The sequence below is a fragment of the Streptomyces sp. NPDC088915 genome (genome assembly GCF_044749825.1).
Taxonomy (GTDB): domain Bacteria; phylum Actinomycetota; class Actinomycetes; order Streptomycetales; family Streptomycetaceae; genus Streptomyces.
This window is the reverse complement of record NZ_JBIVIR010000002.1, coordinates 82,593-97,388: the sequence shown is the minus strand read 5'-3', so window position 1 is coordinate 97,388 and position 14,796 is coordinate 82,593. Positions and strand designations below refer to the sequence as shown.

Below are 14,796 nucleotides of genomic sequence, written 5' to 3'. Positions count from 1 at the left end.
CGTCCCCGGGGCTCCGCCGGACAGGCCCTAGGCGGCGCGGCCCCGGGGCACGGCGCCCGCGGGCGCGTCCCGTACCGCCGGCTCCCGGGGCAGGGAGCGGGCCGGGTGCCAGAGTTCCTGGGCGGCGCCCGGGGTGGACTTCCACAGCAGGCCGTCGGGGTGGTGCAGGACGGCGGTGACCTCGTCCGGCGTGGGCGGCTCGGTGTTCCCCCGGAGGTAGACCGCGCGCAGCCCCAGGTTCCGCAGCCGGGTCAGGGCGCGGGCCCGGTTCGCCGCGTGGACCAGGAAGCGGACGGTGGCGCCGTCGCCGGCCGGGCTGGGCAGCCCTATGGCCACCACCACGCTGCCTCCCGGCAGCTTGCAGAACCCTCCGTTGGGCATGCGGAACCACTCCCCCGTGGTCGTTGTGTCAATAGGAAAAGCGTCAGACGCACCTAAACACGATCGGCCGCCGCCCGCTAGGGGGCGACGGCCGATCACGCTTTGACCTGCTGTTTTACCGATTACTTCTTCGACGGACCCACGCGGACCGTGATCGTCTCGCCGCTCTTCGGCTCCTTGACGACCTCGATCTTGGTGTTGGTGTCAGTTACCTGGACACCGGCGCGCTCGGTCTCCTTGTACCAGTAGGTGCCCTTCCGGTCGTCGAAGACCGGGTTGCCCTTGAGCGACGGCACGAAGGTCGCGACGTCCGCGTTGTGGAGCTGGAGGGCGTCGGTCCGGTAGGTGCCGAAGGTGGAGTCGTACGCCTGGACGCGGTTGCGCATCAGGGTGCCGTTCTTCCACTTCAGCGGGGCCGGGTGGGCGTCGACCGGAAGGATCAGACCCTGGCCCGGGTGGACCGCGGTGTTGTTGTCCTTCTGGGAGAGGTCCCACTTCCAGATGAGCAGGCCGTTCTGGTACGGGTAGTGCTCGACCCAGGTGGCCTTGTCGCCGGTGAACCCGAAGTTGTACGGGCCGACCTTCAGGGTCTCGTCGTACGAGACGTACTGGCGATTCTCGGCGATGTAGTACTGCTCGTACGCCTTGGTGAAGCCCTTGCCGACGCGGGAGAAGCCCTTGGCGGCCCAGCCGTTGTCACCGTTCTCGACGTTGTCGGAGAGGACGGCGGCACCGTCGGCGGTCACGGTGACGGCGTCGGCGGTGAAGCCCTTGCCGCCCGCGCCGCCGTCCGTCTGGTAGCGGAAGCGGAGGTCGAACTTCTTGCCCGCGTAGGCGGACAGGTCGTAGACCAGCTTCTTGTGGGTCTCCGAGACGCCGGTCAGCGCCGGGGCGCCGGCCGCGTCGCGCGGGAGCGCCTTGCCGTCGGCGGTGCCGTCCAGGGCGGTCCAGTTGGCGCCGTCGGTCGAGACCTCGGCGTACAGGTAGTCGTAGTCGAGCTCGATGTCGTACCAGCCCTGGAGCTCCAGGGAGGCGGACTTCTTGCCGGTGAGGTCGACCGAGCGGGTCAGGGTGTTCTTGAGGTCGTCACCCATGCCGCTCCACCACTGCGTGTTGCCCTCGGCGGGCGCGACGATCTCGGTGGTGACCTGCTTCTTCGGCAGCTCGACGACGAGCGCCTGCGGGTTCTTGGTGTTGTACTCGGCGACGCCCAGCTTGTGGGTGGAGTTCCACTTGCGGGCCTCGTTGGCGACCTTGGTGTAGTTCAGCCAGCCGAGCTGGAGCTTGTCCCAGGCGTTCATGTCGCCGGGCAGGTCGCCGATGGCGTCCTTGCCGCGGCCGAGCCAGGAGCCGGAGGACATGAGCGACCAGAAGCCGGTCGAGTTCTCGGCGCCCTTGAGGCCCGAGGTGTCGTACAGGTCCGGCAGACCGAGGTCGTGGCCGTACTCGTGCGCGAAGACGCCGAGGCCGCCGTTCTCCGGCTGCATCGTGTAGTCGCCGACCCAGATGCCGGAGTCGCCGATCTGCGTGCCGCCGGCCTTGTTGTTCGCCGGACCGGTCTTGCCCGCGTTGGTGCCGTACGCGTACCAGCGGTGGGCCCACAGGGCGTCGCCGCCCTGGACGCCGCCGCCCGCCGACTCGTCCTCGCCCGCGTGGACGATCTGGAAGTGGTCGATGTAGCCGTCGGCCTCGTTGAAGTTGCCGTCGCCGTCGAAGTCGTACCGGTCCCACTGGTCGTACTGCGCCAGGTCGGCCTTGATCTGGGCGTCGGTGCGGCCCTTGGCCTTCTGGTCGGCGGTCCACGCGGTGACACCGTCGCGGACGGCGTCCCAGACGTTGGAGCAGTTGCTGTTGCCGCAGTAGTTCGAGCCGTAACGGGCCTCGTTGTACTCGACCTTGACCCAGTCGGAGACGCCGCCGTCGACCGAGTAACGGCCGGACGAGGTCTTCTCGTAGTAGGTCTTCAGCGACTGCTTGGGCTGGCCCTTGGCGTCCTTGCCGGTCCCGAAGTACAGGTCCTGGAAGTGCGCCTGGTTGTAGTCCTTCTGCCAGGCCGTGGAGTTGTCGTTCTTGCGGTTCGGCTTGGCTATCTGGTTGTGCAGCGGGCCGGGCGTGCCGCCGAACTTCGGCTTCGGCTCGGTCGTGTCGTCGTCGGCGCGGTCGACCAGGGTGGTGTTGTCCACCTTGTCGCCGAACTCGACGAGGATCGTGAAGATCTTGTCGGTCTTCTCGCGGCCCAGCTCGACGTACTTCTTGCTGTCGAGCTTGACGACCTGCGAGCCGCCGCGGCGCTCGACCTTCTTCTTGCCGCTCAGCACCTGCTCCAGGGCGGCCTTGCGCTGCTGCTCCTGCTGCTCGCTGAAGGGGCCCTCGAGGTCGTGGTCGACCGCCGTCTTGTCGATGCCGACGCCGGGCGCGCCGGGCGCCGGGTCGTGGCGGACGTCGGCCGGCGTCACGCTTCCGTGGTTGTCGGCCCACGCGGTGCTGAAGGTCGAGGCGGTGGCGGCGGTGGCCGCGAGCGCCACGACGACTGCGGACGCTCTGATCGCCCGTCGTCTGTTGGTCACTTGATGTAGTCCTCCCCGGCGCCCGCCCCGACGGACCGAAGGTGGGGTGTCCGTTCAGCGGGTCGCGCGTCACAAGTGACGACATTCGACCGGAGTGAGGCCAGAAAAGACAGATCTTGACTTGCGCACACCAACTGCACTATGTGGGAGCGGGTTTCCGGTAACCGGACGCCCGGTGGGCGCATCGTGAAGGATTTTTGACGATCACATGACCCTGTGCGCCCCCCGTGCACCGGCGGCGGGCGGGACCGCGCTTACCCCTCGTTCCGCGCGGGCATCGACCGTCGTAGAGTCGAACCGTTGTCTTGAGGGGCGGGTACTCGTCATGCAGCGTCCGAACGCCGCGCAGCTCACCTGTGGTTCGGCCACCGTCGTCCTCGCGACCGTCGCCCTGCTGCTGCTCTCCGGCACGACGACGACCCCCGGCGTCACCGCGGCCTGTGCCGTCGGACTGCTGCTCGGCGTCCTCGTGGCGGTGACGATGCCGGGGCGGGCGGGGTCCGTCAAGACCCCTGCGCCGACCGCGTCCGCTTCCGGGACTCCCGGGACCTCCGGAGACGAGGAGATCCGGGTGCCGGCCGCGCGCGTGGGCGGGAGGGCCGGGACCCGGATCGGTTCGTGACGTCCGCGGTACGGGATCGCACGGGGTCCTACCGCGGGACGGAGACCACCACCGTCTTCGCCGCCTTGTCGTGCAGACCCTGCTTGTAGGGCTTGTCGACCAGGATCAGGATCAGCAGGAGCAGCGGCCACAGGCAGGCGCAGCAGATGAGCGCGGGCAGCCACAGCACGACGGCGCGCAGCAGCGACTGGTTCATCGGGGGCTTCGAGCCGTCGTTGAGCATCGCGACCCGCAGCTTCATCAGCTTCTTGCCGAGGGTCTGGCCGTTCCTGGCCGTCAGGACCGTGTCGTAGGCGACGTACGCGACGATCGTGATGAGCTGGAAGACCAACTGGCCCCCGCCGTTGAAGCTGTTGACCGCGTCGCTGAAGTCGTCGTCGTTCGTCACCCGGTCGTAGATCTTGAACGGGATGCCGATGATCGCGAGCGGCACCGCCACGATCACCCAGTCGATGAGCCGGGCGAGGATGCGCCGGCCGGAGTCGGCGAGCGGCGGCATCCCGGCGAGCGGATCGGTCCCGCCGTACCCACCGCCGTAGCCGCCTCCGTACGGGGGCGGGGGCGCGTTGTCGTACGGGGAGCCTCCCCCGCCGCCGTACGGAGAGCCGTACGGGTTCCCGGGCGGGGGCGGGCCGCCGGGGGGCGGGCCCCCGGGGGGTGGCTGGCCGCCGGCGGGCGGCGGGGGTTCCTGGGGCCCCTTGCGGAACGGGTCCTCGTCGGGCGGCGGACCGGGCGGCGGCTGGTCGGTGCTCATGGGGGCAGTGCATCCCGGGCGGGACGCCCCCGCAAGGAATCACCGCCCGTTCGGGGGACCCGGCACCGGCCGGGCCCCGCCGGGGTCAGCGCGCCACGAAGGTGTGGGCGGCCTTGTCGTGCCAGCACTGGCGCCAGGGGCGGTCGAAGAGGCACCACAGGACGTTGAGGACGCCGACGGCCAGGAGCCCCAGGACGCCGTAGACCAGCCAGCGCTTCAGGGACCCGCCGAACGTCGGCGGCTCGTGCGCCTCGATGTCCCGCACCTGGATCCCGCAGAGCTTCTTGCCGAGGGTGCGGCCCCACTTGGCGGTCGGCACCACCTCGTACAGGATCCCGACGACGACCAGCGCGGCCAGGGCGATGCCGAACTGGACGGAGGTCGTCGAGTCCAGCAGCCAGACCTGGACGGTGGTGCCGGTCTGCCGGGCCGCCTCGATCTTGTCCTCGATGTGGTCGAGCGCGGCGGTCACGAAGGGGAAGGCGGCCGCGCCGACGAGGGCGCCCGTGACGGCGGAGTCGACCAGACGGGCGACCAGGCGCCTGCCGAGCCCGGCGGGACGCGCGGACGCCTGCGCGCGGGCCGCCTGGAGGAAGGGGTCCTCGACCGGCGGCTTCCAGGGGACGACCGGCTGCTGCGGCTGCTCCTGGGACGGTGCTTGCGGCTGCGGCTGGGGCTGGGGCTGCGGCTGGGCCCAGGAGGGAGCGGGGGCGGGGGCGGGTTCCGGAGCGGGCTGGGGCTGGGGTGCGGGAGCCGGGGCGGGGGTGGGCATCGGCATGACGGGCATGCCGCCGAGGCGCGCCGCGCTCCCGGTCGGGCGGGGGTCCACCGACCGCGCGGGGACGGGGGCCTGCGCCGGAGCCTGCGTCTGCGCCGGGACCTCGGGCTGCTCGCTCGCGCCCGCGACCGGCCACTCCGCCGGAGTGCGCGGATCGGTGGAACGGGGCGCGCCCCAGGAGACCTTCTGGTCGCGGTCGCCGCCGAAGCCGGTCTGCCGGGAGCTGTCCGCCTGCCAGGCCGGGGCGGACTCCGCCGGGTCCGGCTCCTCGTCGAGGAAGACGGGCCCGGTCTCCTCCACCGTGGGTACGGGGGCGGGGGCGGAGGACCGGACGGGAGCGGGAGCCGGGGACTCCGGCCGGGCCCGCGCGGCCACGGGGGCGGGGGCCGGGACGGGCGCCTGGGCCTGGGCGGGCACGTGCGCGGGCGCCTGGGGCTGCTGTTGGGCCGCGGCCCGAGCCTGTGCCTGCGGCTGGTCCACCGCCTGCGCCTGGGCCGGTACGGAGGCGGCGGGTAGTTCGGGCGCGGCGGGTCCTTCGGGCGTGGCCGGGGGCGTCGGGGCGGGGCCGGGGCCGGAGGCCGGGAGCGGGCCGGCCGGGACCGCGGCGGCGGGCGGCCGGGACGGGACGTCGCCGTCCGAGGGGGCGGGCCGGCTCGTGCCGGGGACCCACGCGCCCCCGTTCCAGTACCGGATGTATCCGGGAATGGACGGGTCCGGGTAGTACCCCGCCTGCGGTACCTCTCCGCCGCCTCCAGGAGGAGTAGCCACTGCCCCGACTCCGTTCAGTCACAACGCCTTTGATCCGCACGGCAGCGCGCCGGGCGTGCCGCGCCCAGGGATGACAGTAACGAAGAACGTCGCCGAGGGAAGAAAGAGCCCGCGAGAAAGGCCGCCTTCGGGCGACACGCCGCGGAATCGGTCACTCCGCGTGATGTTCGGGCCGATGCATTCCGTTCGCTCGTCCAGAGGAGCATGCCCGGGACGACCCCGGGCACACGGGACCGGAAAAAACTTCCCGAAAAAATCTTCCCGAAGTCGCGTAATGAGTCGCGGGCACCCCGCTCTCTCCTGGTGAAGGCCCGCCCGGGGCCGTCCGTGAGAAGGAGTACGACCATGCAGAACACCGACGACACCACCGTCGAGCGCGAGCTGGAGCTGAAGCTGGTGCTCTCCCCCGAGCGCGCCGTCCCGGTGCCCGCGCGGCTCGCCTACCGGACCGACGACCCGTACGCCGTCCACATCACCTTCCACGTCGGCACGGACCACCCGGTCCACTGGACCTTCGCGCGCGAACTGCTCGTGGAGGGCGTCTTCCGCGCCTGCGGCCACGGGGACGTCCGCATCTGGCCCACCAAGGTCGACGGCCGCGGGGTCGTCCTGATGGCGCTCTCCTCCCCCGACGGCGACGCCCTGCTGGAGGCCCCGTCCGCGCAGGTGTCCGCCTGGCTGGAGCGGACCCTGCGCGCGGTGCCGCCGGGCACCGAGTCGGAGCGGCTCGGCATCGACGACGGGCTCGCCGAACTGCTCGCGACCACCGTGGCCGCCGACGACCTGTGGCTGCGCGACCCGTGGCCGTCGGACGAGGCGCAGGACGGCGAGTACTGATCCCGTGCGCGCGTCCTTCCGGGGAGGTTCAGAAGAGCTTTCCGGGGTTGAGGAGCCCGAGGGGGTCGAAGGCCGCCTTGATCCCGCGCTGGAGCTCCAGGCCGACCGGCCCCAGCTCGCGCGCCAGCCACTCCTTCTTGAGGACGCCGACGCCGTGCTCGCCGGTGATGGTGCCGCCGAGGGCGAGCCCGAGCGCCATGATCTCGTCGAAGGACTCGCGGGCCCGGCGCGACTCGTCCTCGTCGGTGTGGTCGAAGCAGACGACGGGGTGGGTGTTGCCGTCGCCCGCGTGCGCGCAGACGCCGATGGTCAGGCCGTACTTCTCCGCGACGGCCGCCGTGCCGTCGAGCATCTCGGCGAGCCGGGTGCGGGGCACGCACACGTCGTCGATCATCGTGGCGGACTTGAGGGTCTCCAGGGCGGTGAGGGAGAGCCGGCGGGCCTGGAGGAGGAGTTCGGACTCGGCGGCGTCGGCGGCCGGGACGACCTCGGTGGCGCCCGCCGCCGCGCACAGCTCTCCGACGGCGGCCAGGTCGGCGGCCGGGTCGGGGGTGTCGAAGGCGCACAGGAGGAGCGCCTCGGTGGTGTCGGGCAGGCCCATGCGCGCCATCGCGTTGACGGCCCGGACGGTCGTGCGGTCCATCAGTTCGAGGAGCGAGGGGGTGTGGCCGCGCTCCATGATCGCGCAGACGGCGGCGCAGGCGGCGGAGGCGGAGGGGAACTCGGCGGCGAGCGCGAGCTGGACCGGGGGCTGCGGCTTGAGGGCGAGGACGGCCTTCACGACGACGCCGAGGCTGCCCTCGGAGCCGACGAAGAGCCGGGTCAGGTCGTATCCGGCGACGCCCTTGGCGGTGCGGCGGCCGGTGGTCAGGAGCCGGCCGTCGGCGAGGACGACGTCGAGGCCGAGGACGTACTCGGCGGTGACCCCGTACTTGACGCAGCACAGCCCGCCGGAGGCGGTGCCGATGTTGCCGCCGATGGTGCACGTCTCCCAGCTCGACGGGTCCGGCGGGTAGTACAGGCCCCGTTCGGCGACGGCCCGGGACAGGACGGCGTTGACCACGCCCGGTTCGACGACGGCGATCCGGTCGACGGGGTTGATCTCCAGGATGCGGTCCATCTTGACCAGGGAGAGCACGATGCAGTCGTCGGAGGCGTTGGCGCCGCCGGACAGGCCGGTGCGGGCGCCCTGCGGGACGACGGGGACGCGGAGTTCGGTCGCGGTGCGCATGACGTGCCGCACCTGTTCCACGGTGCGCGGGAGCACGACGGCCGCGGGGGTGCCGGCCGTGCAGAAGCTCGCCATGTCGTGGGCGTAGGAGGCCGTCACGTCCGGGTCGGTGAGCAGGGCCTCGGCGGGCAGTCCGGCGAGCAGGCGCTCGTGGAGCCGTGACCGGAGGTCGTCCTTCTGCGGCGTCTGGAGATCGTCCATGCGTCCAGCGTGGCACCCGGGGCCATCGGTGTGAACCCGCCGGGGCGGGCGCTTCGCGTGCTCTTCGGGCGGGTGGGGCCGGGCGCACAGTGAGTGCCGTGAAGAGCCAGAACGTGTCGAGGACGGTCCTCGCCGCCGGGGCGGGCGCGGTGCTCGCGACGACGGCGCTGCTGTACGCCCCGGAGTTCCTCGGTCGGGGGGCGCCGCCCCCGCCGGGACCGGCGGAGCGGGCGGTGATCGCGGCCCACGCGGGCGCGCAGGCGGCGCTCCCGGACCTGGCCGCGCTGATCGCGGACCGGGAGCAGTGGCTGCGGACGCATCCGGGCGACGGGGCGTCCTGGGCGGAGCTCGGCGCGGCGTACGTGGAGCGCGGGACGCGGCTCGGGGACGTGCGGGACCATCCGCGGGCCGAGGAGGCGCTGCGCCGCTCCCTGGCCGAACGTCCCGCCGCGCGCGGCAACACGGCCGCGCAGCTGGGCCTGGGGGCCCTCGCGGGGGCGCGGGGCGACTGGCGGACCGCCCGGGAGTGGGGTGAGCGGGTGCGGAAGGCGGAGCCGGGGCGCTGGCCGGTGTACCCGGTCCTGATCGACGCGTACAACGGCCTCGGCGACTACGGGGCGGCGCGCGGGGCGATGGAGAAGCTGGAGGAGCTGCACGCGGGCGCGGCGGTCCGCGCGCGTGCCGCGCAGACGTACCGCGACCGGGGCTGGCGCGAGGACGCGGACGCGGCGGCCCTGGACGCGGTGGCGCTCGCGGAGTCGGACGCGGAGAGGGCGGCGGCCCTGGGGCGGCTCGGGGACCTGGCGTGGGAGCGGGGCGAGCCGGCGGAGGCCCTGGAGCGGCACGGGGCGGCGCTGCGGCTCGTACGGGACCACGGGCCCTCGCTCGCGGGCCGGGCGCGGGCCCTCGCGGCCCTGGGGCGCACGGAGGAGGCCGTCCGGGACTGGCGGGCGGCCCTGGCCCGGCTGCCGCTGCCGGAGTACGCCCTGGAGGCGGGCGAGTTGTCCGAGTCGCTGGGCCTGGACGCGGAGGCGCGAGCCCTGTACGAGCGGCTGCGGACGGGCACGTGGATGCGGGCGGAGGTGCCCCTGGGGCTGCTCGACGCGGACCACGGCGACCCGGCGGCGGCGGTCGCCCGGCTGCGGGCGGAATGGGCGCGCGGACACCGCTCGGTGGGGGCGGCGGACGCGCTGGGGTGGGCGCTGTTCCGGTCGGGGCGGGCGAAGGAGGCCCTGGAGTACGCGAAGCGGGCCACGGACGAGGGCTTGCGGAGCGCCCTCTTCTCGTACCACCGGGGTGAGATCGAGCGGGCGCTGGACCTCCGCGGTCCGGCCCGCCGCCACCTGGCGGAGGCCCTGCGGATCAACCCGTCCTTCTCGCCCCTGCACGCCCCGAGGGCGGAGGCGGCCCTCGCGGCGCTCGGGGAGCCGCCGGACGAACTGCCGGAGGGGGCGGAGCCGAAGGACGCGGCGGGGCCGAAGAACACGGGGAAGCCGGTGCGTACGGAGAAGGCGGCGGGCGCGAAGAAGGCGGCCGCGGGCCCGGGTACGCGCGCGTAGCGCGGTCGGGACGGCCCGGGGAGCCGGGTACGCGCGCGTAGGTGCGGTGCGGGTGGTCCGGGAAGGCCGCGAAACCGGAGCGGTGCGGGAGGCGCGAGGAGCCGGGTACGCGCGTGCGGTCAGGTGCGCGCGTACCCGGCCGTCCTCGAAGGGTGGCGTCCCGGGCGAGCCCCGTGTCCCGCCGGAACGCCGGGGCCGGACGCCGGGCCGGTGGGTGGCCGGGCCGGGCCGGCCCGGTCGGTGGCACGGCGAGGGGGCCCGGGGTGCTGCCCCGGGCCCCCTCGCGCGCGTGGGCGGAGCCCCTAGAGGTTGCCGCGCTTCTCCTGCTCGCGCTCGATCGCCTCGAACAGGGCCTTGAAGTTGCCCTTGCCGAAGCCCATGGAGCCGTGGCGCTCGATCATCTCGAAGAAGACGGTCGGGCGGTCCTGGACCGGCTTGGTGAAGATCTGGAGCAGGTAGCCGTCCTCGTCGCGGTCGACCAGGATCTTCAGCTCGCGCAGGATCTCGACCGGCACCCGGGTCTCGCCGGCCCACTCGCCGAGCGTGTCGTAGTACGAGTCGGGGGTGTCGAGGAACTGGACGCCGGCGGCCCGCATCGAACGCACGGTGGCGACGATGTCGTTCGTGGCGAGCGCGATGTGCTGGACGCCGGCGCCGCCGTAGAACTCCAGGTACTCGTCGATCTGCGACTTCTTCTTCGCGATCGCGGGCTCGTTGATCGGGAACTTCACCTTGAGGGTGCCGTCCGCGACGACCTTCGACATGAGCGCCGAGTACTCGGTCGCGATGTCGTCGCCCACGAACTCCTTCATGTTCGTGAAGCCCATGACCTCGTTGTAGAAGCCGACCCAGTCGTTCATCCTGCCGAGTTCGACGTTGCCGACGCAGTGGTCGATGGCCTGGAAGGTGCGCTTGGCCGGGGGCTCGACGATCGGGTTCGCGGGGACGAAGCCCGGCAGGTACGGGCCGCTGTAGCCGGAGCGCTCGACGAGGGTGTGGCGGGTCTTGCCGTAGGTGGCGATGGCGGCGAGGACGACCTTGCCGTGCTCGTCCTCGACCTCGTACGGCTCGGCGATGCCGGTGGCGCCGTGCTCGACGGCGTACGCGTAGGCGGCGCGGGCGTCCGGGACCTCGATCGCCAGGTCGACGACGCCGTCGCCGTGCTCGGCGACGTGCTCGGCGAGGAAGCGGCCCCAGTCGGTGGAGGCCTTGATGACGGAGGTGAACACGAAGCGCGCGGCGCCGTTGGTGAGGACGTAGCTCGCCGTCTCGCGGCTGCCGTTCTCCGGTCCGGAGTAGGCGACCAGCTTCATGCCGAAGGCGGTGGAGTAGTAGTGGGCGGCCTGCTTGGCGTTGCCGACGGCGAAGACGACCGCGTCCATTCCCTTCACGGGGAAGGGGTCGGCCTGCCGCGCCGTGGAGGGGGTGTGGTGGATGGTCTCAGTCATGGCAGCAATGTCCCGTCGTTCGGCAAGGTGCGCAAGAGTTTGCTTTCTCCCTGGTCAATCTGTACAGCGACACGCGAGGATGGCCGGGCGACTTGTACATCCTGACCACGGAGGGACCGCTGTGGCGATCGATCATCTGGACGGGCGGCTGATCGCGCTGCTCGCGCGCGAGCCGCGCATAGGGGTCCTGGAGGCGTCCCGGCGCCTCGGGGTGGCGCGGGGGACGGTGCAGGCGCGGCTCGACCGGCTCCAGGCGTCGGGGGTGATCCGGGGGTTCGGGCCGGAGGTGGACCCGGCGGCCCTCGGCTATCCGGTGACGGCCTTCGCGACCCTGGAGATCAAGCAGGGGCAGGGCGCGGACGTGCGGGGGCACCTGGCGACGGTGCCGGAGGTCCTGGAGCTGCACACGACCACGGGCCACGGGGACATGCTCTGCCGGCTCGTGGCCCGCTCGAACGCGGACCTCCAGCGGGTGATCGACAAGGTGGTGGGGTTCGAGGGGATCGTGCGGGCGTCGACGGCGATCGTGATGGAGAACCCGGTGCCGCTGCGGATCATCCCGCTGGTGGAGCAGGCGGCGAGCGGGGAGCCGCTGACGTAACGGGCCGCCGCACACCGGGAGTTCCACCCGGAGAAGCCCCTGCAAAGAAGTCCTTGCAAAGAAAGCCTTGCAAGGACTTCTTTGCATGTCTACGCTCGGGGCATGCCCGAGCCCGAGAAGCGCCCCGGGGGAACCCCCGGGGAACACGTCGTCCACCCCCTCGACCCCCGCTCCCTGCGCGGCCTCGCGCACCCCCTCCGCATCCAGCTCCTGCGCGCCCTGCGCCACCAGGGCTCCGCCACCGCCTCCCAACTGGCGGAGCGGCTCGGGGAGTCCAGCGGGGCGACCAGCTACCACCTGCGCCAGCTCGCCGCCCACGGCTTCGTCGAGGACGACCCGGAGCGCGGCAAGGGCCGGGAGCGGTGGTGGAAGGCGGTCGCGAGCGGCACGACCTTCGACGAGTCGCTCCACCGGAACGAGGACCCGGAGGTCCGGGGCGCCGTCGACGTCTACATGCACGAGATCGCGAACATCCACACCCAGGAGCTGAACACCTACCTCGGCACCCGGGAGGACTGGGGCCGGAAGTGGCTCGGCTCCGCCGACATGAGCGACTTCACGCTGCGGCTGCCGCCCGCGAAGCTGCGCGAGCTCGGCGAGAAGGTGCACGCCCTGATGGAGGAGTACCGGACCGCCCCCGAGCAGGACGCGCCGGACGCCGAGCGCGTACGGGTCCACCTGCACGCGTTCCCGCAGCGCGAGAACTGAGCGCACCGCCCGCCGAAGCCCCCGTACGCACACGGAAGGACCACGCACATGCATGCCGACATCCACCTCCAGTTGCACGCCCTGACCGCCGCCGAGGCCCACAGGGCCGCCGAACGCCCCCGCCAGGAAAGGGAGTTCGAGGCTCCCTCCCTCCGCGTCCAGCTCGGCTGGCGCCTCGTCGAGCTGGGGCTGCGGCTCGCGACGCCGGCCGACCGCCCGGTCACCCTGGCCGCGTGACCGCTCCGGGGGGAAGGAGGGAACGAGGGGACGTACGGCCGCTGGCCACCGTCCTGTCCGCCAACGCCGTCTCGATCACCGGCAATTCACTCACCCTCATCGGCGTCCCGTGGTTCGCCCTGGAGACCACGGGAAGCCCCGGCAAGGCCGGGCTCGTCGCCTTCTGCGCCGCCCTGCCCGTCCTCGTCTCCGCCCTCGCCGGCGGCCCGGTCATCGACCGGCTCGGCCGCCGCCGGGTCAGCGTCGCCTCCGACCTCGTCTGCGGCCTGGCGCTCGCCGCGATCCCGCTCCTGCACCACGCCGGGGTCCTGCGGTTCTGGATGCTGTGCGCCCTGATGGCGGTCAACGGCCTGTGCCACGCGCCCGGCGAGATGGCCCGGCACGTCCTGGTCCCCGACCTGGCCGGGCGCGCCGGGACCTCGCTCACCCGGGCCGCCGGCCTGTACGACGCCGTGTCGCGCGGGGCCCGGATGACGGGCGCCGCCGTCGCCGGGCTGCTCGTCGCGTTCCTGGGCGCCGACACGGTCCTGCTCCTCGACTCCGCGACCTTCGCCCTCTCCGCGCTGCTCGTCCTGGCCGGACTGCGCGGGGTGCCCGCGGCGGAGCCGGTGCGCGGCGGTCCGCGCCTCTCCCCCGCCCGCTACCGGGCCGATCTGCGCGAGGGGTACGCCTACCTGTTCCGCGCCAAGCTGCTGCTCGGCATCACCGTGATGGTGATGGTGACCAACGGCCTCAGTCAGAGCTGGAGTTCGGTCCTGCTCCCGGTGCACGCCCGGGAGGCCCTGGGCGGACCCGCCACCCAGGGCCTGCTGGTCGCGGTCTTCGGCGGCTGCGCGCTCGCCGGGGCGCTGCTCTACGGGGCGGTCGGGGAACGCCTCCCGCGCCGCGCCGTGTTCACGGCCGGGTTCCTGGTCGGCGGCGCCCCGCCGTACGCGGTGGCCGCGCTCACCGACACCACCGCCCCGCTCCTGGTGACGCTCGCGGCGGCCGGGTTCGGCGTCGGGGTGCTCAACCCGATCCTGTCCACGGTGATGTACGAGCGGGTCCCCGAGGAACTCCGCAGCCGGGTCATGGGCGCGAGCACGGCGGGGGTGCTGCTCACGACCCCGCTGGGCGGCCTCGCGGCCGGCCTCCTGGTCGAGCGGATCGGCCTGGCGGCGACGCTGCTGGGGATCGGGGCGCTCTACTTCCTGACGACGCTCTCGCCGCTGGTGTTCCCGGTGTGGCGGGAGATGGACGCCAAGTCCGCGCCTTCCGGAGCGATCAGCAGGACGGAACCTTCGACTCCTGCCCCTGCTCCAGGGCCCTGAGGGACGCCACCGCGTCGCCGAGGGCGGTGACGGGGACGAGCCGCAGGCCCTTCGGCAGCTCGGCCTCCGCGTCCGAGCACTCAGCCTTCGGCACCAGGAAGACGGTGGCGCCGTCCCGGGCGGCGGCCTGCGTCTTGAGGGAGACCCCGCCGACGGCGCCGACCTTCCCGTCGGGCGCGATCGTGCCCGTACCGGCGACGGTCCGGCCGCCGGTGAGGTCGCCGCCGTCCCCGTCGCCGTCGAGCTTGTCGACGATGCCGAGGGAGAAGAGGAGCCCGGCGCTGGGCCCGCCGACGTCGGCGAGGTGCAGGGTCACCTTCACCTTCTCGGGGTCCTCCTTCAGGTACCCGAGGGCGGCGAGGGCGGCCGCGTCCTGCGACTGCCTCATCTGGCCGAGGTTGTGCTTCTCGATCTCCGCGTCCGACTTCCCCGTGGGGTAGACGGACCCCTTCGGCAGGACGGCCCGGTCGGCGCGGAACCAGGCGTCGGCCACGTCCCCGAAGCGGATGTCCGCGGACGGGCCGGTCGCCAGGATCGTCGTCATCCGCAGCTGCCCGTCGGTCTTCCGGACCGGGGCGCCGGTGATCGTGATGACCGGCTTCCCCCCGTCCTCGCCCAGTACGTCGGCGGTCGAGCCGGGCTGCGCGATCGCGTACGGCAGCGGCGCGAGCCCGACGACGGCGAAGAGGCCGGCGACGGGCAGCGCGCAGAGCGCGAGGGCACGGGGACGGGAGAGGCGGGAGAGCACGCCCCCAATCTACTGGGACGGGCGGGGGCACGGGGCCGGGGCCCGG

The 14,796-nt window shown here is 73.0% G+C and carries 14 protein-coding genes; 7 read left to right on the top strand and 7 right to left on the bottom strand.

What is annotated here, in order from left to right; genetic code table 11:
* Positions 1-27: 27 nt before the first annotated feature.
* Positions 28-381, bottom strand: a complete 354-nt coding sequence (locus ACIP5O_RS04015) for a hypothetical protein (RefSeq protein WP_401288299.1) — start codon at positions 379-381, stop codon at positions 28-30.
* Positions 382-503: 122 nt separating this feature from the next.
* Positions 504-2,948 (bottom strand): immune inhibitor A domain-containing protein, encoded by a 2,445-nt coding sequence (locus ACIP5O_RS04010; RefSeq protein WP_401288296.1) that lies wholly within the window; start codon positions 2,946-2,948, stop codon positions 504-506.
* A 325-nt stretch (positions 2,949-3,273) separates the two neighbouring features.
* On the opposite strand from ACIP5O_RS04010, the gene ACIP5O_RS04005 reads away from it, so the two are divergent.
* Entirely contained in the window at positions 3,274-3,570 is a 297-nt protein-coding gene (locus ACIP5O_RS04005) for a hypothetical protein (RefSeq protein ID WP_401288294.1), read from the top strand.
* A 28-nt stretch (positions 3,571-3,598) separates the two neighbouring features.
* Here ACIP5O_RS04005 and ACIP5O_RS04000 read toward each other — a convergent pair whose 3' ends face one another.
* A complete protein-coding gene (locus tag ACIP5O_RS04000; RefSeq protein WP_401288292.1) occupies positions 3,599-4,324 on the bottom strand; it encodes an RDD family protein in 726 nt (241 codons plus the stop codon).
* An 85-nt stretch (positions 4,325-4,409) separates the two neighbouring features.
* On the bottom strand, positions 4,410-5,870 hold the full coding sequence (locus ACIP5O_RS03995; protein WP_401288290.1) for an RDD family protein: 1,461 nt from the start codon (positions 5,868-5,870) through the stop codon (positions 4,410-4,412).
* Positions 5,871-6,215: 345 nt separating this feature from the next.
* Here ACIP5O_RS03995 and ACIP5O_RS03990 point away from each other — a divergent pair, with 345 nt between their 5' ends.
* Positions 6,216-6,707, top strand: a complete 492-nt coding sequence (locus tag ACIP5O_RS03990; protein ID WP_401288288.1) for an SsgA family sporulation/cell division regulator — start codon at positions 6,216-6,218, stop codon at positions 6,705-6,707.
* Positions 6,708-6,735: 28 nt separating this feature from the next.
* Here the strand turns inward: ACIP5O_RS03990 and ACIP5O_RS03985 are convergent, their stop codons facing one another.
* Positions 6,736-8,139 carry an FAD-binding oxidoreductase gene (locus ACIP5O_RS03985; protein WP_401288285.1) on the bottom strand — a complete coding sequence of 468 codons (1,404 nt, stop codon included), beginning with the start codon at positions 8,137-8,139 and terminating at the stop codon, positions 6,736-6,738.
* Between the two features lie 98 nt (positions 8,140-8,237).
* On the opposite strand from ACIP5O_RS03985, the gene ACIP5O_RS03980 reads away from it, so the two are divergent.
* Positions 8,238-9,698 (top strand): hypothetical protein, encoded by a 1,461-nt coding sequence (locus ACIP5O_RS03980; protein ID WP_401288282.1) that lies wholly within the window; start codon positions 8,238-8,240, stop codon positions 9,696-9,698.
* Between the two features lie 302 nt (positions 9,699-10,000).
* Here the strand turns inward: ACIP5O_RS03980 and hppD are convergent, their stop codons facing one another.
* Positions 10,001-11,146 (bottom strand): 4-hydroxyphenylpyruvate dioxygenase, encoded by a 1,146-nt coding sequence (hppD, locus tag ACIP5O_RS03975; protein WP_365538799.1) that lies wholly within the window; start codon positions 11,144-11,146, stop codon positions 10,001-10,003.
* Between the two features lie 121 nt (positions 11,147-11,267).
* Here hppD and ACIP5O_RS03970 point away from each other — a divergent pair, with 121 nt between their 5' ends.
* The 4 genes from ACIP5O_RS03970 (at position 11,268) to ACIP5O_RS03955 (ending at position 14,002) form a co-directional block, all read left to right on the top strand.
* Positions 11,268-11,747: an Lrp/AsnC family transcriptional regulator gene (locus ACIP5O_RS03970; RefSeq protein ID WP_053648461.1), complete on the top strand. Its 480-nt coding sequence runs from the start codon at positions 11,268-11,270 to the stop codon at positions 11,745-11,747.
* 102 nt (positions 11,748-11,849) lie between these two features.
* Positions 11,850-12,455, top strand: coding sequence for an ArsR/SmtB family transcription factor (locus ACIP5O_RS03965; RefSeq protein WP_401288278.1), 606 nt, complete (start codon positions 11,850-11,852; stop codon positions 12,453-12,455).
* Between the two features lie 48 nt (positions 12,456-12,503).
* Positions 12,504-12,692, top strand: a complete 189-nt coding sequence (locus tag ACIP5O_RS03960; protein ID WP_401288276.1) for a hypothetical protein — start codon at positions 12,504-12,506, stop codon at positions 12,690-12,692.
* On the top strand, positions 12,689-14,002 hold the full coding sequence (locus ACIP5O_RS03955) for an MFS transporter (protein WP_401288273.1): 1,314 nt from the start codon (positions 12,689-12,691) through the stop codon (positions 14,000-14,002). Before ACIP5O_RS03960 ends, ACIP5O_RS03955 begins: the two co-directional genes overlap by 4 nt.
* Here ACIP5O_RS03955 and ACIP5O_RS03950 read toward each other — a convergent pair.
* Positions 13,956-14,750, bottom strand: a complete 795-nt coding sequence (locus ACIP5O_RS03950; protein ID WP_401288272.1) for a S16 family serine protease — start codon at positions 14,748-14,750, stop codon at positions 13,956-13,958. The genes ACIP5O_RS03955 and ACIP5O_RS03950 overlap by 47 nt on opposite strands.
* Between the last annotated feature and the right edge of the window lie 46 nt (positions 14,751-14,796).

Bases quoted from the DNA above. Each gene is read 5' to 3' on its own strand.
- ACIP5O_RS04015 (WP_401288299.1), bottom strand. From the start codon at position 381: ATGCCCAACGGAGGGTTCTGCAAGCTGCCGGGAGGCAGCGTGGTGGTG.
- ACIP5O_RS04005 (WP_401288294.1), top strand. From the start codon at position 3,274: ATGCAGCGTCCGAACGCCGCGCAGCTCACCTGTGGTTCGGCCACCGTC.
- ACIP5O_RS04000 (WP_401288292.1), bottom strand. From the start codon at position 4,324: ATGAGCACCGACCAGCCGCCGCCCGGTCCGCCGCCCGACGAGGACCCG.
- ACIP5O_RS03990 (WP_401288288.1), top strand. From the start codon at position 6,216: ATGCAGAACACCGACGACACCACCGTCGAGCGCGAGCTGGAGCTGAAG.
- ACIP5O_RS03985 (WP_401288285.1), bottom strand. From the start codon at position 8,139: ATGGACGATCTCCAGACGCCGCAGAAGGACGACCTCCGGTCACGGCTC.
- hppD (WP_365538799.1), bottom strand. From the start codon at position 11,146: ATGACTGAGACCATCCACCACACCCCCTCCACGGCGCGGCAGGCCGAC.
- ACIP5O_RS03965 (WP_401288278.1), top strand. From the start codon at position 11,850: ATGCCCGAGCCCGAGAAGCGCCCCGGGGGAACCCCCGGGGAACACGTC.
- ACIP5O_RS03960 (WP_401288276.1), top strand. From the start codon at position 12,504: ATGCATGCCGACATCCACCTCCAGTTGCACGCCCTGACCGCCGCCGAG.